The organism is Arenimonas aestuarii (genome assembly GCF_054781715.1).
Map to the genome: position 1 here is coordinate 641,709 of NZ_BAAGTW010000004.1, position 21,214 is coordinate 662,922.

The following is a 21,214-nucleotide window of genomic DNA, read 5'->3' on the forward strand; positions in this document are numbered from 1 at the left end:
TCAGGGCAAGGCCAGGCGCGCCCGCGGCTGCACGCGACCGTCGCGCCAGGCCGCCTCGACCAACAGGCTTCCGCTCAAGGCAAACACCCGCCCGCCGATCAGGAAGCTGCGGGCGTTGCCGTACCAGTCCCAGCAGTCCTCGCAGGCAGGAGCTTCGGGATCCTGCATTTCCAGTGCCCCCGCACCGGACAGCGTCCTGCCCTCGATGCGCGCATAAACGAGGTCGGAAGCCAGCTCATCCGGCCACTGTTCGCCTGAAATCAGGGCGTCCGGCCATGCCGGCACGCCCAGCAACAGGGGCCCGCCGGGCAAGCGGCCGATATTCACCGCATGGCTCCGGCTCTCCGAGGTCACGTAACCGGGCCAGGCCAGCGCATCCAGGCGCCGCGGTCGCGGTGATTCGGCGAGCAGGCTCACGCTGGAACCACCCCCCGGCAGGAGCCCGATCGCCAGCATGGCGTCCTCCGCAGGCTGCAGGAACTGAACGGAGTGGCCCACCTGCACGGAGCCGAGCTGGCCGTCTTCCAGGGCCAGCGCCCACGCCAGGCCGGAGGTAGGCTCATCCTGGTGCCACCCCTTTGGCTCGCCGAACCACACCACGTCACGACCGAAGCGCAGGGTGCTGGCGGCACCCGGCACCTCGGCGACCGCACGCGGCGGCCCCGGTTCGCCCGCGAAATCGGAAAAATCGCCGGGGCCCAGGCGATACAAGCCATAGCGCGTGGTCTCGATCTCGTCGGCATGCACTCCAGACAGGGCCAGGACCCACAGGCTGCCGTCTGCGTCCTCGCGGAACTGGAAGGCCTGGTCGACGCTGCCATGCACGGTCGCCACCGCCGCTGGCGCCTGCGCGAAAGGCACCCGCAGGATGACCGTCCGCACCAGCGGCCAGGCATCGGGAGGCAGCGAGTCGTCGGACGGGTGCATCAGCCTGCTTCGATACGCCTCCGGCGCCAGGCCACCCAGGGCAAGGTAGGCATGCCGTGCCGTGACGTAGAGCTCCGAATCACCGCTGGCCACGAAGCCGGTGCTGCGGCACGCCAGGCGTTCGCCGTCCAGCCCCGAGAGCGGACACTGGAGGACGACATGCAGATTCGGGAACGTGCCGGGAAGCATGGGGTAATACAGGTCCGTGGCTTCGAGCAGCGGCGTCCAGGCCGGCACGGCCACATCGCGCCGTGACCACTCCGGCCAGGCCATGTCGCCGGAAAGCTCCAGCGGCAGGTTCAGGCTCAGCAGCAGGTTGTCGCCCTGCAGCCGCGCGCCGTAATTGTCGCCATCGAAGTAGTCGTTGCTGCGCAGCCAAAAACGCGCGTCCCGCTGCAGGCCACCCTGGGAATCGAGGGTGAACAGCTGCAGTTCGGCCACCGGCTGGTCTTCACCGTAATTGAAACCGAGCAACAGGATCCGCGGCCCGAAGGTGAGGATTTCGTCGAACCAGATTTCATCGTCGTCGTCGGCCAGACGCAGGCTGCTGGCGTGCTCGAGGACAGCCGCGTCACCGCGCGCGATCCGCACCACGTGCAAGGTGCCGCCACGCAGCACCAGCAGGAAGTCGCCCGACTTCTTCACGAAGTCGCCCTCGTCGACACCGCCTTCCTGGTTGTTGGTGATCAGGTCGCGCGGATCCAGTCGGGAGCCGGTGACTTCGATGGTTTCGAGCACCGATGAATCGTCGTCGTCGAGCCGCCCGCCCTTGCAGCGAAGCCAGGCTGGCCGTTCCGCCCGCGGTTGCCGGCATTTGCGCCGACGGTCCTGTTCGTCCTCCAGTGCGGCGAGACGATGGCCGCTACCCAGCAGCTGGTCGAGTTCGGCAACCGAGCCTACCTTCCGCAACACCGGCGATGCCGTCGCATCCGCGGCGCGGCCAAGCTCGCGCCGCTCCATGGTCGCGCAGCCCGACAGGAGGATCAGTGCGGCGATTGCCCAGGGAAACGGCCGCACGTTCATCGCACCACGTGCCAGCTGGTTTGCCGCCCGGCCGGGAACCGGAGCGTTTCCCCGTCGAAGAAACCGCCCTGTTCGAGTTTCACCTGCACCCAGGTTTCTCCCCATTCCGGCACGGGTGAACGCACGTTGCCTTCGATGGCGTAGGCCGTCGAGGGATGCAGCGTCCAGTCGCTGCCCGGCGTGCCGCCCTGCTGGGCATCCCACATGCCGATGGTGGGCCCGGCGGCATGGCCGAAGAATCCCAGGGGATGGGTGTACGTGCTGGCCGCCAGGCCTAGTTTTTCAACATCGGCGTGGGTGGCGTGCAGGATCTGGTCGCCGCTGCGTCCGCTGACGAAGTTCGCGGCCAGTAGATCCTGCCAGCGGTTGCCCGCGGCCAGGGCCTTGCGCAGGCCTTCGGGCACGTCGGTTTCACCTTCGCGCAGTACGTAGCCCATTTCCTGGGTGTCGGTGCAAAGCTTGAGGTAGCAGCCGCCAATATCGGTATGCAGCACGTCACCGCGCTCGATGACGCCCTCGCTGCCGCAGAAAACGCTGTCCCTGGCACAGTCGTCGCCGGCACGCTGGCGGTTGACGTCCGGATGGAACCAGACCGGCATGCCCAGCGATTCGAGCCGCTTGCGGATGTACCAGGCAACCTCGTCGGTATGGGTCTTGCCGGGTTCGATCACCTGGTTAGAAAACGCCTCGGCGATGATCGCGCGGGCCGCCTGCATGGCCGCGGCGTGGTGCCCACGTTCGGAAGGGAGACGGGTCTCGGTCCAGCGAACCACCAGGTCCTGCGCCGACACCAGCCGGCTTTCGTAGCCTTCCGGCAGCGCGGCCAGAAGACGCTGGTGCAGTCCGTGGCTGAGGCCGTCGGCAATGGCCCAGTCGCGCGACACATTGATGCCGATGCGTTTGGGATCGCGGTCGGCGATCAGCTGGCCCAGGGCCTGCCATTGTTCGTCCAGGTCACCGCCGGCCCAGGCTGATTCGTAGGGCCCGCCCAGCGGATAACGATTGACCGCCAGGCGCTCGAGCGTGCCGTCCGCGCGGCGATGGAAGGCCAGCAGGGTCGTCCGGCGCGCCGCGAAGCTGGGCTGGGGCACAAGCGTGAAATAAACCGGATCCTCGGCGTATTCGCGCGACAGCACCAGCCACATGTCCAGGCCGGCTTCGGCCATCAATTCCGGTAGCAGGGTTTGAAGCCGTTCCTCGAGAACCTGGTTCTCGACCGCGATGCGAGCCTCGGGCGCCAGCAAGGCCGGCATCGCGGGCGAGTCCGGCGCGGCGAACACGGTTGCAGGCAGGAAAAGCAGCAGGACCAGGGCATTGCGGTACATGGCGATATGCGTTCCTTGCTCGTGGCGACATCGCCGAGCATACCGCCGCTTGCTGGCGCCGGGACTTCCGGCCCATGTGGCGGCGCGGTGCACCGGCGCAGCATGGCCGCCTCCCCCCGGCCGGTCCTTGCTTGTGCACCTGCAGCGAATTTCCGCGTTTTCCGAATCCGGCCGCGGCGGCAATCCGGCCGGCGTGGTCCTGGCCGACGTCCTGCCCGATGCAACCACCATGCAGGCCCTGGCCGCCGAGGTGGGCTATTCCGAAACCGTGTTCGCCGCACCGGCTGCCGATGCCTGGCGGGTGCGCTATTTCTCGCCGCTGGCCGAAGTGCCCTTCTGCGGTCATGCCACCATCGCCCTGGGCGCCGCCCTGGCCGGGCGCGACGGCGACGGCGTGTACGCCCTGCAGCTCAACCAGGCACGCATCCAGATCGAGGCCTGGCATCAGGACGGACAGGTGCAGGCGGCGCTGCAATCGCCACCCACCCGCAGCCGGGCCGCGGAGTCTGGCCTCAGCACCGCGGCCATGGATCTGTTCGCGCTGGCGCCTGCCGATCTGGACCCGCGCCTGCCGCCGACCCTCATGCATGCCGGCGCCGACCACCTGCTGCTGATGCTGCGCGACCGCGACCGCCTCGCCCGCATGGCCTATTCGCTCGAGGCCGGGCGCCAGCTGATGCAGGACGCCGGGCTGACCACGATCGCGCTGGTGGTCGCCGAGACACCGCGGCGCCTCCATGCCCGCAATGCCTTCGCCATCGGCGGGGTGCTCGAGGATCCGGCGACGGGTGCGGCGGCGGCGGCGCTGGGCGGTGCCCTGCGCGACCTGGGCTGGCCACACGGCGGCGGGGTGGAGATCCTGCAGGGACACGACATGGGCATGCCGTCCCGCCTGCACGTGGCGATCGGACCGGGTTCGGGGGAGTCGGTGCGGGTCAGCGGCGCGACGCATCCCATCCACGCCGGCTGATCCCTACTTCTGCAGGAAATCCACCAACTGCTTGCGCTGGTTGGGACCGAGCAGCCGCAACAGCGGGAGCAGCCGACCGATCACCGCCGGCAACTTGGGCACCACGTCCTGGACACGGCCGGCCTGCAGCTGGTCGAGGACTTCGTCGACACTTGCCACGACCCGGGCCGGCGCTGCCGCAGGCGACGCAACGGCGGCGGGCGCCGTGGGCCCGGCCACCGCCGGTACGGGTGGCGCCGGTACGGGTGGCGCCGGCGTGGACACCCCGGGCTCGGTCGCGGCGGGCTTGGATGCAGTGGGCTCGGATGCAGCGGGCTCGGATGCAGCGGGCTCGATGGCGGCGGCTTCGCCGGCCGCCGGGGCGAGCACGGCCACGCCCGACTCCCGCGCCACGTCCAGGCGTGCCTGGCAGGCATCCATCGCCTGCTCCGGGCCCAGGCTGGCATCGGTCAAGGGGCTGAGCACCGCGGCGTGCAGCACCACCGACAGCGGTTCACCCTCGTGCATCGGCGGGCTGGCCATCACCTCGGCCTGCACCCGCTCCACCATGGCGGCGATGCCTGCCTCCTCGCCGCCCGGCAGGCTCAGCGCGAAGCTGCCCAGTCCGACGCGCGCCGCGGTGTCCTCCTTGCGGATCCGGGCGCGAAGCAAGCGCGCCACCTGCAATACGAGCCCCTCGGCGACATCGCGGCCGTTGTGCAGGAAAAACCTCTGGAAGTCCTCGACCTCCAGCCGGACCAGGCAGAGCGCCTGCCCGTGCCGTCGCGCATAAGCCATGTCCTGGCGCAGGCGGTCCATGAAACCGGCCTTGTTCGCCAGGCCCGTCAGGCCGTCCAGCATCACCTGCGACTGCAGCTGCCGGGTGACGCGCTGGTAAGTGGAGTGGGCGCGGGCGCGCGCGACCAGGTCGGACGTGGTGAAGGGTTTGGTGATGAAGTCGGTGGCGCCCAGGTCCAGCGCCTTCATGCGCGCCGACTCGTCATTCTCGGCGCCGGTGACCACGATCACCGGCAGCCCCTGGACGCCGGGGTCCTGCGCGCCGCGGATTTCGCGGAGCAGTTCGTAACCGTCCATATTGGGCATGTTGAGGTCGGTGAACACGACCTGGATGCCGGTGTCCCGCCCAACCTGGCCCCAGGCGTCCTGGCCGTCCTCGGCGGTGATGACGTCGAATTCCTCGCCGAGCATCTTGTGCGCCGCCTTGCGCATCAGCTTGGAATCATCCACCACCAGGATGCGGGCCTTGCCCGTGCCCTCGACGCTCATTGGCTGCCCCTGCCGTGACGGTCCCGCCCCACGTTACCGCAAGCCAGCCGGGGTGCCCAAGAGCGGCATCACAGTTCCACGCCGGTCAGGGCCGCCAGTGGAAGTCGAGGGTCCCGGTCACCGGTGCGGCACCTGCCTCGCGGAACAGGCCGTCGCCGCGGGTTTCGAAGCGGACCCTCAGCCAGCCAGCCACCTGCTCGACCACGATCACGCCGCTGCCGCTGGGCAGCATGCGCCGCCCGCGCGCGGGGTCGGCTTCTTCGGCCAGCACGACTTCGCCGACGCCGGCTCGGGCATGCTGGCCGGGGTCACCCAAGGACACCGCGGCGTACTCGCCGGACAGGTCGACAACGTCCTCGGCCACGTTCAGCACCATGCGGGCATAGAGGCTGTTGCCGGGGTTGGCCAGTTCGAAGCTGTGCGCCACGACGTTCTCGGCCACGCGCGAGCGGCTGTGCCTGACCTCCGGCGTGCGGAAGGCGTAGGACTGCCCATCGACCTCGAAATGAACCAGGTTGCCACCGGCCGAAGGCTCTACGGCCCCGGCGGGCGGCTCCTGCGGCGCCACGATACCGGGCGCGCCGCCGCCGCCGTAGCCGCCTTCACCGAGACAGCCGGAAAGCGCCAGCAGGCCTGCAGCGACGACCAGGTAACGAATCACCATCAAACGGGCCCACGACCACGCCCCGAAGGGCCATTACCCAGGGTTACGCAGCCCCGCGCCCCACCCGGCCACCGGCCGCGCGACGCCCCGCCACCAGGTAGACCAGCCCCGCCAGCAGCACCGGCACGGCCGGCAACAGCCACCACGGAGTCCAGCTCGTGTCTTCGCGTCCGGTCCGGGGCTCCAGCCAGTGGGTCCGCAGCGCCTGGAGCTCCCCGCTGACTTCCAGGTACGACAGGCCCGCGTCCAGCTGCGCCACCAGTTCGGGGCGGGCAGGATTGACGCCAAAGGCATAGTCCCGCTCGAGCCAGGGACCACTGACCGGCTCGACGCCCTCCAGGCCCTGCATGGCGATGGCGTACCGGCCGATGTCGGCCGGCAGCAGGGCGAAGTCCGCGTCGCCGCGCGCCACTTCGGCCAATACCAGGGACTCCTCCTCGATCGGATGCAGCACGACATCAACACGTTCGTTGATGAGCCATTCCCAGGCCATGCCGCCGAACTGTACGGCCACCCGCCGGCCCGCCAGCTGCGATGGTTCATCTATCCATTCCCCACGGCGGCCGTAAAGCAGGTGGCTACGGCGCATGAAAGGCTGGCTGAAGAGGAAGCGCTGCTGGCGATCGGCCGAAATGAACATCGGCACGACGTCCAGCTCGCCGCGTTCGAGCCGGTCCAGGGTGGCGGCCCACTCGCCGAACTTGAAGCTCAATTCCAGGCCCTGCGACCCGGCGATGCCGCGCAGCACGGCCATGTCGAAACCAGCTGCCTCGCCGTCGACACCCAGGTAGTGGTGGGGTGGGTAATACGGGTCGCCACCCACCCGCACCGGCGCCGCGGCCTGGGCCATGGGCGCAAGCACCCAGAGGGCGCAGGCGACCAGCAGCCGGGAATACAAGGTCATCGGCCCGTCTGGCGGTTTACGGCCGCGCGCATGCCGTTGAAGCGGCATTTATGAAGCGCGACTCCGGATACCAGGGCCCGCGCCGGGTCCGGGATCGGGAAACGTGTGCGCAGCAGGCCTCTCATGGGCGGTAAATCCGATCGAGGGGACCTTGATCATAGGTCACGCGAACCCGCAGGCAAGCCGGCCGCGCTCCGGCGGCTTTGGTCTAGACTGGCATTCATCGTTCCCCTGAAGCCAAGGAGGTTGCAATGGCCAGTACCGCCCGCAAGTCCCCGGCCCGCAAACCAGCGGCGAAAAAAGCGCCTGCGAAGAAGAAGCCCGCCAAGAAGGTGGCCGCCAGGAAAGCTTCGACGAAAAAGGCCGCCGCAAAGAAGAAGCCCGCGCCCAGGAAGGCTGCAGCGAAAAAGACGCCGGCCAGGAAAACCGCGGGCAAGAAGTCCGCGACCGCGAAGAAGGCCAGCCGCAAGCCAGCCGCCAAGAAGGCGGGCGCCCGCAAGAGCACGGCAAAGAAGGCCACTGCGAAAAAGACCGCAACCAAGAAGACCGCTACGAAGAAGACCGCGGTGAAAAAGGCCACCGCGAAGAAGTCGACTGCGAAGACGTCGGCCACGAAAAAGTCCACGACCAGCAAGTCCACGACCAGGAAAGCGGCCGCCCGCAAACCGGCCGCCAGCAAGGTCACTGCGAAAAAGTCTCCTGAGAAAAAATCTCCGGCGAAAAGAACCCCGGCCCGCAAGGTGGCCGCCAAGCCAACGGCCCGCAAGCCCGTTGCCGCCAAGCTGCCGGAAACCAAGGCCACCGCACCGACTCCGATGGCGGCGGCCGCCCTGGCCCCGACGCCGCCCGTCGCCGCCGCGGCGGCCAACGAAACCGGCAAGGGGCCGCAGCAGGCCAGGTCGCAGAAGGCGCACATCCCGCTGCAGCGCGAACTCCCGGGCCCGCACGGTTCGAAGTTCAAGCCCAACAACGGGCACCGCTACATGCATCGCAAGATCCCGCGCTGAGCCCACGCGCCGGGCGGCAGCCGCCGCCCGGCGCACAAGGCGGCGGGCAGATGTGGTGTGATACGGGTCTATGGCCTTCCGCCCGCCGTACCTCCACCGCCTCACCTATCCCTTCCGCGTGCTCGGCATGGGCCTGGCCGCGTTGCCGATCGGCGTGGTCCTTTACGACTTGCAGGCGGCCTGGCCCGCCTGGGCCTGGCTGGTGATCAGCTGCGGGCTCTGGCCGCACCTGGCCTACCTGTGGGCGCGCCGCAGCGCCGACCCTTATGCGGCCGAAGCCCGCAACTTCCTGATCGACTCGATCCTCGCCGGCAGTTGGCTGCCGATGATGCACTTCAACCTGCTGCCGTCGGCCGTACTGGTGATCGTGGTCACGGCCGACAAGGTCAATTCAGGCATCCCGGGCCTTTGGCTGCGCGCCCTGCCGGCCATGCTCCTGGCAACGCTGGCAGTGGGCCTGGCCATGGATTTCGAAGTCGACCTGGCCAGCCGCACCGCCGTCGTCCTGGCCTGCCTGCCGATCCTGGCCATCCATACCCTGGCCGTCAGCGCCAACCTCTACAGGCTCATGAGCCGGGTGCAGGCGCAGAACCAGCAGCTCGAGGAAATGACCCATCGCGACAGCCTCACCGGCGTCGACAGCCGCAGCCACTGGGAAGACCAGGCCCGCAGGCTGCTCAAGCGCCACCGCGACGAAGGCGTGCCCGCCAGCCTGCTGCTGCTCGACATCGATCATTTCAAATCCACCAACGACCGCCATGGCCACGGCGTCGGCGACGACGTGCTGCGGGCCCTGGCGCAGCGCATCCGCGACACCCTGCCCGCCGACGGCATCCGCGGCCGCCTGGGCGGGGACGAGTTTGTCGTCGCCCTCGCACTGCCAACCGAGCAGGCGCTGGCCCATGCCGAACGCCTGCGCGTCGCCGTGCAGGCGCTCGAGTTCCCGGCCCAGCCCGGGCTGGCGATTTCGATCAGCGTAGGCCTGGCCGCGCCGCCCGCGGCTGGCGATCTGCGGGCCTGGCTCGAGGCCGCCGATGCCGCGCTCTACCGGGCCAAACACGGCGGTCGCAACCGCACGGAACAGCTGCAGGCGCGCGAAGCTGGCGTCACACCCTGACCGACGGCAGGGCGCCCGCGGCGCGCGATTGCACTACGATGGGCGCCTTCCCGCTGCCTCCGGAGCCTGCCATGAAACGCCGCCTGCCCCTGCTTGCCGCCGCCACCGCCCTGGCCCTGGGACTGGCTGCCTGCCAGCCCGCGAACGAATCCACGGCGCCTGCGGCCGATGAGCCTGCGGCGGAAGCCGGCGCTGCCGATGCCGACATCGCCGCCAAGGTCGCCGCCTATGCCGAAGTGCCGCTGACGGCCGACCTTTCGCACCTTTCCACCGGTGACCGCGAAGCCATCCGCCTGCTGCTGCAGGCAGGCACGATCATGGACGCGTTGTTCTGGCAGCAGGTCTACGGCGACAAGGACGTGCTGCTGGCCGGCATAGACGACCCGGCCACGCGCCGCTTCGTCGAGATCAATTACGGCCCCTGGGACCGCCTGGATGGCGACGCGCCGTTCATCAAGGGCGTTGGCCCGCGTCCGCCCGGTGCCCGGTTCTATCCGCTGGACATGGACAAGCAGGAATTCGAAGCCGCCGACCTGCCCGGCAAGGATGGCCTGTACACCCTGGTTCGCCGCAATGCCGCCGGCGAACTGATCGTGGTGCCCTACCACGTGCAATGGGAAGCGGAACTTGGCCGGGCGGCCGAGCTGCTGCGCCAGGCCGCCGAAGTCGCCAGCGACGAGGGCTTCCGCGACTACCTTCGCCTGCGCGCCGACGCCCTGGTATCGGGGGACTACCAGCCCAGTGACATGGCCTGGATGGACATGAAGACCAGCCCGATCGACGTGGTCATCGGCCCGATCGAGAGCTACCAGGATGCGCTGTTCGGCACCAAGACGGCCTTCGAAGCCTTCGTGCTGGTGCGCGACATCGAATGGAGCGAGCGCCTGGCGAAATTCGCCGCGCACCTGCCGGCCCTGCAGCGCGGCCTGCCGGTGGACGAGGCCTACAAGGCGGAGATGCCCGGCACCGACGCCGACCTCAACGCCTACGACGCCATCTTCTACGGCGGCGACGCCAACTCCGGTGCCAAGACCATCGCCATCAACCTGCCCAACGACGAGGAAGTCCAGCTGGCCAAGGGCTCGCGCCGCCTCCAGCTCAAGAACGCCATGCGCGCCAAGTTCGACAAGATCCTGGTGCCGATCAGCGACGCGCTGATCGCCGATGACCAGCAGGCAAACATCACTTTCGACGCCTTCTTCGAGAACGTCATGTTCCACGAGGTCGCGCACGGCCTGGGCATCAAGAACACCCTCGACGGCAAGGGCACGGTCCGCGAGGCGCTGACCGACCTGACCAGCGCCTACGAAGAAGGCAAGGCCGACATCCTCGGCCTGTACATGATCGGCGCGCTGGGCGACATGGGCGAGTTGGACAAGCAAAAGCGCATGGACAACTACGTCACCTTCCTGGCGGGCATCTTCCGCTCGGTGCGCTTCGGTGCCTCCAGCGCCCACGGCAAGGCCAACATGGTCGCCTTCAACTGGCTGCAGCGCGAAGGCGCATTCAACCGCGACCCGGATGACGGCACCTACCGCGTCGATTACGACAGGATGGAAGCCGCGGTCGATTCGCTGTCGGCGAAGATGCTCACCCTGCAGGGCGACGGTGACTACGAGGGCGCCCGGGCGCTGCTGGACGAGATGGGCGTCGTTGGCCCGGAACTGCAGGCCGACCTCGACCGCATCGAACAGGCCGGCATCCCGGTGGACATCGTGTTCAAGCAGGGGCCGGACGTGCTGGGGCTCTAAGGCTGGCCGGGCTGGGCATTGTAGGACGGTGCCTGGCCCGCCGAGGCGAAAAACATCAGGTAGATCAGGCGTCCGTTAGCCAGCGAGTCGCCGAAGGCTTCGCCGGCCGTGTGCCACAGCCAAGGGCGCAGCAGCACCAGCCGGTTGAAGCGCATGGGCACGCGCATGGTCATTTCCCAGGCGTCGTCGTTCATCGTGTCGCGCTCGAGGATGTCGGCAATCATCTGCCTCGCGCTGGCATAACCCTGCGCCCGTGCCTCGTCGTCGCTGATCGGACCACGGTCGCTGTTGGTGGCCCGGTGCCGGAAGAACTCGGTGCCACCGCGGCAGTCCTCGGGACGACTCAGGTAAAGGATGCCCGACCAGTGCGCGGTATCGACATGGACTTTGGCGCTGCCCTGCTCGCCCGCCGTGGCAATGCGGAACTTGCCGTGCGCCTGCGGCGGCGGCATCGCCACCAGCGGCTCACCGACCAGGCGGGAAACCTCCTGGTCCAGCCCTTCGAGCTGCAGGCGCTGCTGCGAATTACGGCCCGGGAACTTGCCCGGCACCTCGGGATAGTCGAGCCGCAGCGCCGCCTCGCGCAGCTGCACGGCGTTGTCGAAGAAGTCGTCGACGATGATGGTGGTCGTAGGCATGACGAAGCAGGCTAATGCGTTCGCCCCCTGGCGTAAACGGCCACCGGCGGGCTCAGCGCAGCTGGCTGTCCTTGCTGCCGCGGCGGTTGTAGCCGCCGCTGGCGGCCTGGTTCCTGTCCGAGGCCTCCTGGCAGGGCACGCACAGGCGAACGCCCGGCAGCGCACGGCGCCGGGCCTCGGGGATGGGCTCGTCGCAGTCTTCGCAGCGCTGCAGGCTCGGGCCCGTGGGCAACTTGCTGCGGGCCCGCTTGATCGCGTCCTTCACGGTCGCGTCGATCTGGTCCTGGACAGCGCCGTCGCCGGCCCAACCGGTCGCCATGGCGGTCTCCTGACGGATTCAACAAGGGCCGCCATTATAGTCGCGCGCCCCCCGGCGCGCTCCGCGGGCTTCAGCCGGCGGCCAGCTTCAGCCGCCGCAGCCGCCGCAACAGACCGAGGGCTGGGGCTCGACGGCACCCGGGCCCACCGGGTAGCCCGCTTCCGCCAGCAGTCCGGCCAACTCGCCGGTGGTCAGCTGCGCGGCGATGCGCAGACCGCCATGCAGGGGGTCGAGGTCGACCAGGGCCGAGGGATCCACCTCGCAGAGCGCCTGGCGCAATGCCTCCAGGTCCACGTCCGCGCGCTGCATGAGTACCTTGAATTCCATGATCGCCGTCCTACGCGTGGGCATGTCGCCCGCCAGGTGCCCAGCGTCGCCCGCGCGGCGCGTGCGCGCCCTGACCCGGATCAAGGCAGCGCAACGGCCCGGACGGGTGTCGCGGGCCTAGGGCTCGGCACGTCCGACCGTGGTCGGATACCCCAGCGCCACCCAGCCACCAATGCCTTCCCAGAGCACCGCGGTGTTCGTGAAGCCCTTTTCGCGCAGCCACTTGTTCACCGAATCGGCGGCGGCGCGCGGGCATTCGCAATAGCTGATGATCCAGGTTCCGTCGGTAGGCAGGGCCGCGACCACGGCCTCCCGGTCGGAGTAGTACGGGATCGGTACCGATCCCTTGATGTGCGCCAGTTGCCACATCGACGCCACGCGGGTGTCGAGCAGCACGAACCGGCGCTTTTCCTTCAGGATCCGGTCGAGGTCGGCAGCGGTGATGTAGTGGCCGTTCTTGAACTCGAACGCCGGTGCCTCGCCCTCGGGATTGAGCACCGCGTCGGCCAGGGCCGGTGGCGGCACCAGCGGACGCGGCTCGGCGTTCCAGCCGGTGGCCCGGCTGCGCAGGAAGGCGGTGACATCGTCCATCTGGGTCGGCGACAGCGTGCCCGCGAAACCTTCCATCGGCGTTCCGTCACGGCCATGTTCGATGGCATGACGCAGGAACGGGTCGGGCGTGGTGGCCAGCATGGCCGGGTTGCCGAGCGCGGTTCCGGTGATGCCTTCGCCCTGCTCGCCATGGCAGCTGGCGCAGTATTGCCCGTACACGGCGGCGCCGGCCTGCACGTCACCGGCCACGCGGTCGCTGCCAAGGCGGAGCGGCTCCGGGCTACCGCCCTTCTCGTGGAGCCAGAGCATCATTCGTCGGACCTCGGCCATGCTCATCGGTCCGCCCACTTCGTCCAGGTAACCCCCCATCGGGGTGCCCGGCCGGCCATAGGCAATGGACTCGCGCAGAAGCCATGGGAATGCCGTGCTCAGCAGCGACCGGGACTTGAGCGAAGGCGCATGGTCGTTGGCGTGGCCCGCGCGGTCGGGGCCGTGGCACAGAGCGCAGTAGCGCTGGTAATCGGCTTCCGCCGCGGCGGCTTCTTCCGGCGGCAGCAGCGGAATGGGCCGCGGAGCGGCGGCCTGGGCCAGCGGCGAGACCAGCAGCAGCGCTGCCAGCAGGACTTTGGGGCTGGACGTGATCATGCCGGTCAGGTGCTCCGCGGGAGATGTCCCTACCTTGCCACACGGCCGATCGGCTGTGGACCGGCCATGGGCGGGCACATGACTTGCCGGATCAGGCGGCGTTGCCTGCGTGCCAGACCCTGAGCAGCTCCGCCTCGCGTTCGCGGGAAATGCCGGCCCGCACTTCCGCCTGGCGCGCCTCCGGAAGGCCGCGATACCAGGCCAGCAAGTCGGCCACCGTGGTGGCCAGCGGCCGGAAGCTCAGACCGGCGGCGATGGCGCGGGCATTGCTGACCGTGCCGTAGCCCGAATATGGCGAGCCGGCGCGCGGCACCCAGATCGGCAGCGCGACTTCGTTCTTTTCGATGAACTCCAGCGGGACATGGGTAAAGCTGGCCGGACCGCCGGTGACCGCGTGGCAGCCGTGTACGGCGGCGTCCATGGTCAGCGTGTAGTCGGGACCACAGGCGTTGAACACGCCGGTCGTGCCGTTTTCGGCCAGGCGGATCATCCATTCGCCCAGGTCGCGGCCGTCGATGATCTGGATCGGGTCGTCGCCGTCGCCCGGCACCATCACCTCGCCGCCTTCGGCAATGCGCCTGGGCCAGTAGGTGAAACGGTCGGTTTCGTCGCGCGGGCCGACGATGTAACCCGGGCGCACGATGGTGACGTTCTTGCCGAACTGCTTGTGCGCCTCGGCTTCGCTCAGGGCCTTGAGCTGGCCGTAGAGCTCCATGTTCGCGCGCATGCTTTCCCAGGTCTCGGCCATGGCGTCCTTGCCGGCGTACTGCGCCAGCGCCGAGTCTTCGTCGATGCCGTGTTCGCTGCCATCGGCGTACACCGAGATGGTGGAGATGAACAGGTAGTGCCCGACCTTGCCGGCCAGCACCTTGCCGGCGTCGCGCACCCAGTACGGCAGGCTGGTGGGGTTGTCGATGCACACGTCCCACTTGCGGCCTTCCAGCGACTTAAGGTCGCCGGTAGTGCGGTCGCCCACCAGTTGTTCAACCCGGCCGGCCCATTCCAGCGCCGGACGCTTGCCGCGGTTGAAGGTGGTGACCTTGTGCCCGCGCGCCAGGGCGTAGGCGACCTGGAAAGGGCCGGTGAAGCCGGTGCCGCCCAGGATCAGGATGTCCAGCGGCTTTTCCGCCTTGGGAATGTCCGCCATGGCAGCGGACGCGGCGGCGAAGGACGGCAAGGTGGCGCCCGCGGCCGCGAGGGCCCCGAGCTTGAGCAGGTCGCGACGGGTGGTCATGGCTATCCCCTGGGTTGGCTGGCGCGTCGACAGGCTCGCACAGTGGCAGGCCCCGGAGCTGGCCGCACATGGCGAAAGTTGGGGGGCGCCCGGTCAGCGTTTCGGCCGCAGGTGGTCGCGGCGCTCGGCGATGGCCTTGGCTGCCGCCAGGATCACGTCGCCCGGAATGCGCACGGTGTAGTCCGGATGGCTGTAGCTGAACTGCAGCGTGCCCTCGGCATCGACGATGAAAACCGACGGCACCGGCAGCGCCCGGTGGCTTGAGCCCGAGGCGGCTTCCAGGTCGATGCCGAAGGCCTTGTACTTGGCCGCGGTCATGTCGTCGACGCGGAACCCGATGCCGAAGGCGCGCAGGGCATCGGCCTGGCTGTCGGACAGCAGCGTATAGGTCAGGTCACCGGCGTCGAGCGACTTCGACAGCTCTTCCGGGCGGTCGGGGCTGATGGCGATCATCTGGTAGCCCAGGGCCTTGGCCCGGTCCTCGACCAGGCGCAGTTCGCTCAGCTGCAGGTTGCAGTAGGGGCACCAGCCGCCGCGGTAGAACACCAGGATGGCCGGTTTGCCGGCGACCTGCCTGGCCAGCGTCGTGGGTTTGCCCTCGACGGTGCGCAGGGCGACGTCGGGCATTTTCGAGCCCAGCAGGATCGGGCGGATCTCGGTGGCCGAGGCGGCGATCTCCCCGGCGGCGGCCCAACCGCTGGCGGCGGTGAGCATCAGGACGGCAAAGGCATGGCGAATCATGGGGGTCTCCCGGGTGGCTACCCTTTCCCAGAGTGCCGCAAAGGGAAAAAGGATGCGTGAACCCTGCGGCGCGCCTGGCCATGGGTCCGCTCCAGGCCACGCCAACGGAATTCAGCGGGCCAGGCAGCGGCGGTAGCGGTCGTACACACGATTGGCGAACCAGGCCGTGCTCAGTTCGCGGGTGATCTTGGGGCTTTCCAGGCGGATGCCCGGCAGCACTTCGCGCGGCAGCGTTTTGCCGGCCCGGGATTCGGCAAGGGCGAATACCCGGCGGAAGATAACGCTGTCATTGAAGTCCAGGCGGTCGCCCTGCCCCAGCGCACGCCGGATGCTTCGTTCGTCCATTTCCAGCGGCCCCGCCAGTTGCCGCACGGCACGTTCGGTTTCACCGGGCCGATCCAAGGGCGCACCCGGATTGAGCAGGTCGCCGTCGAGCGCCAGTTCCCGGCCGGTGGCCACCGCCACGGCGTTCTGGAAGGCGGCATTGCGGCTGGCATACCGGCCGGCGTTGTAATCGGCGAACCGATGCACCTTGCGTACGTAGGGCGTTTGGTAACCCAGCAGGTGGGCAATGCCGAAATACATGCCGCCGCGGCGGGTGAAAACTTCGCGGCGGATGCTGCCCTGCACCGTGTAGGGGTAATCGCGGGCATTGGCTTCCGCGAACGGGATCGACACCTGCATCGGTCCGCCGGTCTGCACTGGGTTCCAGTCCTCGAACAGGCGTCTGCCCAGCGGCACGCGGCCGACCAGGTCTTCATACACTTCGCTCAGTTCGCGTTCGGTACGAACCACCGCCAGGCGGTCGGCGTAACTGCGGCCGTCGCTGGACGGCAGCTTCAGCGCGGTGTTCAGGGCGAAGACCGGGATGTATTTCGCCTTTGCCCGGCGTTCGAGCTCGGCGCGCGCGACCCGGGCCAGGTTCGGCACCACCGGGTCGGCGACGTAACCCGATTCCTGCTCGAGCACGGCCAGCACCGAGCAGATGTTCTCGGGGGTGGCCTCGATCCCCTGCGCCTGCATCGCCACGGCGATGTCCGTGGCCCAGCCTTGCCGGTCGGGCACGTTCGCCGGGATGCGGCGGGCTACGTCCTCCCGCAGATCCTGCAACGACGGCCCACGCGGCGCGGTGGCGCAGGCACCGAGCAGCAGCGCGAACAGGGCCAGGCCGGTCAGGCGCAGCCGGTCAGTGGGCCGGGCAGCGCTCAGGGGTTGGCCACTGCGTAGTCCAGCGCCGCGCGCACGGCCGCCACCTGGGCGTCATTGCACTGCTGCGGCGTGGCCCGCGGGCTGTCCGGGTAGACCTCGGTGGTGCTGCGGTATTTCGCCCGGGTGAGGCCAGCGCACAGGCCGAGATCGTGGCAGGGGTAGTTGATGACACCGTGCGCCACGACTTCCGAACCGATGATCTCGCCCTTCTCGTCGGCCGGGGCGATGTGGGTCACCTTCTCCACCTCGGCGATGATGGCCTGCTGGAACGCCGGCTGGGGGTCTTCGGTGTCGCCCACCAGGTAAAAACCATCGGGAATGCCCTCGGGCTCGGTGGTCTTGCCGTCGCGGGACGCCTTGGCCGGGCGGAATTCGGAATCGTCGGTGTCGGTGGTTTCGTGCAGGTCGATGTGCAGCACGAACCTGTCGGCCATGGGCGCGATGAAGTTCAGCAGCGCGGCCGATTCGGCGCAGGGGCTGTCGGTCACGAAATTGCGGTTGGGGTCGATGGCCAGCGGGTTCCAGCGCTGCACGCGCTCGTAGGCCCAGGGGCTGACGCAGGGCACCACCAGCACGTTGATCCGGCCGTCGTAGTCGGCCAGGTGCCGTTCGACGAACTGCAGCGCGCCGTGCACGCCGCTGGTTTCGTAACCATGCACGCCGCCGGTGACCAGGGCGGTGGGCAGGGAATCGTCCCAGTGCTTGCCGCGCAGCGCATACACCGGATAGCTGCCGTCGGGCTCATGGTCGATCACGGCGTAGGCCACGACGTCGGTGCTGGCGCGCAGGCTTTCGATGCGCGACAGGACGTCGGTGGCGTAGCTGCGGCTGGCCTTCTGGTTGGCGCGCCAGCGGGCGCGCTCCTGCTCGCCCCAGGGCTGGCCCGGGGTTCCGATGGGGTAAAAATGGGGGCTGGTCACGTGCTTGTTTACCGTGGGTCTGGATTCGCCGCCCACTTTATCACCGGCGCCAGTGGTGCCTTTTGAAGCGATTCAGATGGCGCCGCCGAAGCGCCGCGGATGGCTGTAGACCACCTGCCGGCCGGGCCGCGCAAAACCTACCAGGGTCAGGCCGCAGGCCTGGGCCAGATCCACCGCCAGCGCCGTGGGCGCCGATACCGCCGCGATGAAGGTGATGCCGGCCGTCGCGGCCTTCATGGCGATTTCGTAGCTGGCGCGGCTGGTGATCAGCGCGAAGCCATCCGTCGGCGACAGCCCCTGCTGCTGCATCGCCCCTACCAGCTTGTCGAGCGCGTTGTGGCGGCCGATGTCTTCGCGCACCAGGCGCAGCTTGCCGTTCGTGTCGCACCAGGCGGCGGCATGCAGGGCGCCGGTGGCGGCGTTCAGCGGCTGGCGCTGCTGCAGGGCGTCAAGCGCCGATTCAAGCGCCTGCGCACTGATGACGGGGCCCTGGCCAACCTGCACCGGCCGCCGCAGCACGTCTTCAAGTTCGCGGCTGCCGCACAGGCCGCAGCCGCTGCGCCCGGGCAGATTCCGGGCATCGAAGGCCACCGGATCTCGCGTGCTCAGGGTTATGCGCCAGCCTTCCAGCTCGGGCTGCACCTCGATGCCTAGCAGGTCGTCCTTGTCCAGGCCGCGCTCGGTCAGTGAAAACCCGCGGGCGAAGTCTTCCAGGTCGCCCGGCGAGGCCATCATCACGGCGTATGGCGCGTCGTCGTACACCAGGGCCACCGGCACTTCTTCAGCCAGCTGGTCCTGGCGTGGGCTGGCCTGCCCGCCGTGCAGCTCGAGCACGCTGCGTTCGGCAAGGCCTTCGCGGCGGCGACGTCCCTCAGGCATCGGCCGCGGCGCGGATGCGCACCGGGATGGACTTGTAGCCGGGCGTGCCGGAGTTGGCGTCGTGGCAGTCCAGCGGCACCAGCACGTTGCCCTCGGGGAAATACATGGCCACCGAGCCGCGCGGCAGGTCGTATTCCACCGCCGTGAACCCGCGCACGGCGCGAACGCCGGGGTCCTCGGCCGAGGCCAGGCAGGACTCGATGTCGATGCGGTCGCCGTGCGCCAGGCCACGCTCGCGCAGGTCGTCCGCGCTCATGAAAACGACGTCGCGCCGGCCTTCGACGCCGCGGTAGCGGTCCGAGTAGCCGTAGATAGTGGTGTTGTACTGGTCGTGGGAACGCACGGTGGTCAGGGTCAGCACGCCGTCGGCCTGCAGGCGCAGGTCCTCGTTCAAGCCGGGCGACACCAGGAAGTTGGCCTTGCCGCCCGGTCCCCAGTCGCGCACCGATGCGCCGACGTACAGCCGGAACCCCCCGGGCTCGCGCACGCGCCGGTTGAAGTCGTGGAAGATCGGGAACACCGCTTCGATGCCATCACGGATGCGGTCGTAGTCGGCCACCAGGTGCTCCCAGTCCACCTTTGAATCAGGCAGCAGGGCCTTGGCGATGCCGGCGACGATGGCCGGCTCGGACTTGAGCCGCGGCGAGGCCGGCTTCAGCCCACCCTGTGACGCATGCACCATCGACATCGAATCCTCGACGGTGACGAACTGCGGCCCGCGGGCCGTGAGGTCCGCTTCGGTGCGGCCCAGGCAGGGCAGCAGGATCGATTCTTTCGCCGTGATCAGGTGCGAGCGGTTGAGCTTGGTGGCGATGTGCACCGCCAGGTCGAGCTTTCGCATCGCCGGGAAGGTGGTGTCCGGGTCGGAAATCGCCACGGCCAGGTTGCCGCCCAGGCAGACCAGCGCCTTCGAGCGGCCGTCGCGAATGGCACGCACCGCCGCCACCGAGTCGTGGCCGTGTCTCAGCGGGACCTCGAAGCCGTAGGTGCGCCTGATGGCCTCGGCCAGCGCCGGCGTCGGCTTCTCGGTAATGCCCACCGTGCGGTCGCCCTGCACGTTGGAATGGCCGCGGATGGGCGCGATGCCGGCACCGGGTTTGCCGATGTTTCCGCGCAGCAAGAGCAGGTTCGCCATCTGGTGCACGTTGCGGGTGCCGAAACGATGCTGGGTCATGCCCATGCCGTAGCAGACGATCACCCGTTCGGCCTTGGCGTAAACCGCGGCCGCGGCCTCGATGTCCTGGCGCGGGAGCCCCGACGTGACCTGGATATCGTCCCAGGACGTGGCGTCCAGGTCCCGGCACAGCGCTTCGATTCCCGTGGTGTATTCCGCGATGAAGCCGTGGTCCAGGGCGTTGTTGGCCAGCAGCCACTTCATCATGCCCTTCAGGAAGGCGACGTCGCCGCCGATCCCGACCTGGTAATAACTTTGAGCGATGGGCGCGCCCTGCCCGCCCAGCATTTCGGTCGGGTGCTGGGGCGACGCGAATCGTTCCAGGCCGCGCTCGCGCAGCGGGTTGACCGCGATGATCGGCACGCCGCGCAAGGACAGTTCGCGCAGCGTGGACAGCATGCGCGGATGGTTGGTGCCCGGGTTGTGGCCGAAGCTGAAAAGCGCGTCGCACAGCGCGAAGTCATCCAGCGTCACCGTGCCCTTGCCGACGCCGATCGACTGCGGCAGCGCCACCGAGGTGGCCTCGTGGCACAGGTTCGAACAATCGGGGAAGTTGTTGCTGCCGTACTCGCGCACCATCAGCTGGTAAAGGAACGCCGCCTCATTGGAGGTGCGGCCCGAGGTGTAGAACTCGGCCATGTCCGGGTCGGGCAGCGCCCGCAGCGCCGCGCCGATGCGGGTGAAGGCGTCGTCCCAGCCGATCGGCAGGTAGCGGTCGGTGGCAGCGTCATAGGCCATCGGCTCGGTCAGGCGGCCTGCGTCCTCGAGCGCGTGATCGGTCCACTGCCATAGCTGCGACACCGTGTTTTCAGCGAACAGCGCCGGCGTGGCGCGCTTGCCGGTGGCTTCCCACGCCACGGCCTTGGCGCCGTTCTCGCAGAACTCGAAGGACGAGGTGTGCTTCGGGTCGGGCCAGGCGCAGCCGGGGCAATCAAAGCCCGCCGGCTGGTTCACCTTGCGCAGGGCGGCCGTTTCGCGCCCCAGCGCCATCTGCCCCTTCAGGGCATGTGCAACCGCCCCGAGTGCCGGCCAACCGCCGGCCGGGCCTTCGAACCGTTCGATGCCGGGAACCTTGGGTTTGCTCATCGGTGCACGCGTCGCTGCCGTGGCTGTCGCTCGCGCAGTCTAACGCGGGCACCGCCCGCGGTGAGCCGGGTGACGTGCACGGAGGCCGGGCGCCGACACGGGCAACTCAGAACACCGGCGGGGGACCGGTCCACAGGGCCGGCGCCTGGTCCAGCCAGTGGCGGGCGTCTTCCTCGGTTTCGAAGACGTCCCCGTCGAAGGCCAGGGCCTTGGCCAGAACGATGTCGAAACGTTCACCGTCATTGAGTGATCGCGGGCTGACCATCGCCACCTTCATGGCACCGCCGGCACTGGCGGCCCAACGACGCACCATGCCCATCCGGGCGGCGACATCGGGCTTCCCGAATCCGCTCAGTCCGCGGATGTCGATCAGCAGGCGCCGGACGCCGTCCTGCCGCGCCCGTCGCAGGCAGGCGTCGATATCGTCCACGGCCTGGCCGAAGGTGCATTCACCTTCCAAGCGAACCACCTCGATCTCGCTGGCCATGGCGCATTGAAGACCCGGAGGCGCTAGCGGCGCAAGCCCCTCCCGGGCC

General features: G+C 68.8%; 20 protein-coding genes. 4 read left to right on the forward strand and 16 right to left on the reverse strand.

The genetic code is table 11. From position 1 onward, the window contains the following. Both ACYVJH_RS03920 and ACYVJH_RS03925 read right to left on the reverse strand, forming a co-directional pair. Nucleotides 1-1,950: a beta-propeller domain-containing protein gene (locus ACYVJH_RS03920; protein ID WP_460453339.1), complete on the reverse strand. Its 1,950-nt coding sequence runs from the start codon at nt 1,948-1,950 to the stop codon at nt 1-3. Next, a complete protein-coding gene (locus ACYVJH_RS03925; protein WP_460453340.1) occupies nt 1,947-3,275 on the reverse strand; it encodes a M24 family metallopeptidase in 1,329 nt (442 codons plus the stop codon). Before ACYVJH_RS03925 ends, ACYVJH_RS03920 begins: the two co-directional genes overlap by 4 nt. Nucleotides 3,276-3,408: 133 nt before the next feature. Here ACYVJH_RS03925 and ACYVJH_RS03930 point away from each other — a divergent pair, with 133 nt between their 5' ends. Continuing rightward, complete coding sequence (locus ACYVJH_RS03930; protein WP_460453341.1) at nt 3,409-4,245, forward strand: PhzF family phenazine biosynthesis protein; 837 nt, start codon at nt 3,409-3,411, stop codon at nt 4,243-4,245. A gap of 3 nt (nt 4,246-4,248) precedes the next feature. Here ACYVJH_RS03930 and ACYVJH_RS03935 read toward each other — a convergent pair whose 3' ends face one another. From ACYVJH_RS03935 to ACYVJH_RS03945, 3 genes are all read right to left on the reverse strand, one after another. Further along, nucleotides 4,249-5,511: a GGDEF domain-containing response regulator gene (locus ACYVJH_RS03935; RefSeq protein ID WP_460453342.1), complete on the reverse strand. Its 1,263-nt coding sequence runs from the start codon at nt 5,509-5,511 to the stop codon at nt 4,249-4,251. Nucleotides 5,512-5,596: 85 nt separating this feature from the next. Further along, complete coding sequence (locus ACYVJH_RS03940; RefSeq protein WP_460453343.1) at nt 5,597-6,175, reverse strand: hypothetical protein; 579 nt, start codon at nt 6,173-6,175, stop codon at nt 5,597-5,599. A 43-nt stretch (nt 6,176-6,218) separates the two neighbouring features. Further along, nucleotides 6,219-7,079, reverse strand: coding sequence for a transporter substrate-binding domain-containing protein (locus ACYVJH_RS03945; RefSeq protein WP_460453344.1), 861 nt, complete (start codon nt 7,077-7,079; stop codon nt 6,219-6,221). 251 nt (nt 7,080-7,330) lie between these two features. On the opposite strand from ACYVJH_RS03945, the gene ACYVJH_RS03950 reads away from it, so the two are divergent. From ACYVJH_RS03950 to ACYVJH_RS03960, 3 genes are all read left to right on the forward strand, one after another. After that, complete coding sequence (locus tag ACYVJH_RS03950; protein WP_460453345.1) at nt 7,331-8,086, forward strand: histone H1-like repetitive region-containing protein; 756 nt, start codon at nt 7,331-7,333, stop codon at nt 8,084-8,086. A gap of 70 nt (nt 8,087-8,156) precedes the next feature. After that, entirely contained in the window at nt 8,157-9,203 is a 1,047-nt protein-coding gene (locus ACYVJH_RS03955; RefSeq protein WP_460453346.1) for a diguanylate cyclase, read from the forward strand. Between the two features lie 71 nt (nt 9,204-9,274). Next, the gene (locus ACYVJH_RS03960; protein ID WP_460453347.1) at nt 9,275-10,954 is read left to right on the forward strand and encodes a dipeptidyl-peptidase 3 family protein; all 1,680 of its coding nucleotides are present in this window, start codon (nt 9,275-9,277) and stop codon (nt 10,952-10,954) included. Here ACYVJH_RS03960 and ACYVJH_RS03965 read toward each other — a convergent pair. From ACYVJH_RS03965 to ACYVJH_RS04015, 11 genes are all read right to left on the reverse strand, one after another. Then, the gene (locus tag ACYVJH_RS03965; RefSeq protein WP_460453348.1) at nt 10,951-11,592 is read right to left on the reverse strand and encodes a DUF6445 family protein; all 642 of its coding nucleotides are present in this window, start codon (nt 11,590-11,592) and stop codon (nt 10,951-10,953) included. The two genes, ACYVJH_RS03960 and ACYVJH_RS03965, sit on opposite strands and share 4 nt — an antisense overlap. Nucleotides 11,593-11,644: 52 nt before the next feature. Then, the gene (locus ACYVJH_RS03970; RefSeq protein ID WP_460453349.1) at nt 11,645-11,911 is read right to left on the reverse strand and encodes a DksA/TraR family C4-type zinc finger protein; all 267 of its coding nucleotides are present in this window, start codon (nt 11,909-11,911) and stop codon (nt 11,645-11,647) included. An 87-nt stretch (nt 11,912-11,998) separates the two neighbouring features. Then, nucleotides 11,999-12,238, reverse strand: a complete 240-nt coding sequence (locus tag ACYVJH_RS03975) for a hypothetical protein (protein ID WP_460453350.1) — start codon at nt 12,236-12,238, stop codon at nt 11,999-12,001. Nucleotides 12,239-12,355: 117 nt separating this feature from the next. Continuing rightward, on the reverse strand, nt 12,356-13,435 hold the full coding sequence (locus ACYVJH_RS03980) for a c-type cytochrome (protein WP_460453351.1): 1,080 nt from the start codon (nt 13,433-13,435) through the stop codon (nt 12,356-12,358). Between the two features lie 91 nt (nt 13,436-13,526). After that, nucleotides 13,527-14,669, reverse strand: a complete 1,143-nt coding sequence (locus ACYVJH_RS03985; RefSeq protein ID WP_460453352.1) for an NAD-dependent epimerase/dehydratase family protein — start codon at nt 14,667-14,669, stop codon at nt 13,527-13,529. A gap of 93 nt (nt 14,670-14,762) precedes the next feature. Further along, complete coding sequence (locus ACYVJH_RS03990; RefSeq protein ID WP_460453353.1) at nt 14,763-15,410, reverse strand: peroxiredoxin-like family protein; 648 nt, start codon at nt 15,408-15,410, stop codon at nt 14,763-14,765. A 111-nt stretch (nt 15,411-15,521) separates the two neighbouring features. Then, on the reverse strand, nt 15,522-16,592 hold the full coding sequence (locus ACYVJH_RS03995; RefSeq protein ID WP_460454262.1) for a DUF1615 domain-containing protein: 1,071 nt from the start codon (nt 16,590-16,592) through the stop codon (nt 15,522-15,524). A gap of 23 nt (nt 16,593-16,615) precedes the next feature. Beyond that, nucleotides 16,616-17,539: a M14 family metallopeptidase gene (locus ACYVJH_RS04000; protein WP_460453354.1), complete on the reverse strand. Its 924-nt coding sequence runs from the start codon at nt 17,537-17,539 to the stop codon at nt 16,616-16,618. A 72-nt stretch (nt 17,540-17,611) separates the two neighbouring features. Continuing rightward, nucleotides 17,612-18,418 (reverse strand): formate dehydrogenase accessory sulfurtransferase FdhD, encoded by an 807-nt coding sequence (gene fdhD, locus ACYVJH_RS04005; RefSeq protein ID WP_460453355.1) that lies wholly within the window; start codon nt 18,416-18,418, stop codon nt 17,612-17,614. Continuing rightward, the gene (locus ACYVJH_RS04010; RefSeq protein ID WP_460453356.1) at nt 18,411-20,678 is read right to left on the reverse strand and encodes an FdhF/YdeP family oxidoreductase; all 2,268 of its coding nucleotides are present in this window, start codon (nt 20,676-20,678) and stop codon (nt 18,411-18,413) included. Before ACYVJH_RS04010 ends, fdhD begins: the two co-directional genes overlap by 8 nt. A gap of 106 nt (nt 20,679-20,784) precedes the next feature. After that, a complete protein-coding gene (locus ACYVJH_RS04015) occupies nt 20,785-21,165 on the reverse strand; it encodes an STAS/SEC14 domain-containing protein (protein ID WP_460453357.1) in 381 nt (126 codons plus the stop codon). Nucleotides 21,166-21,214 lie beyond the last annotated feature (49 nt).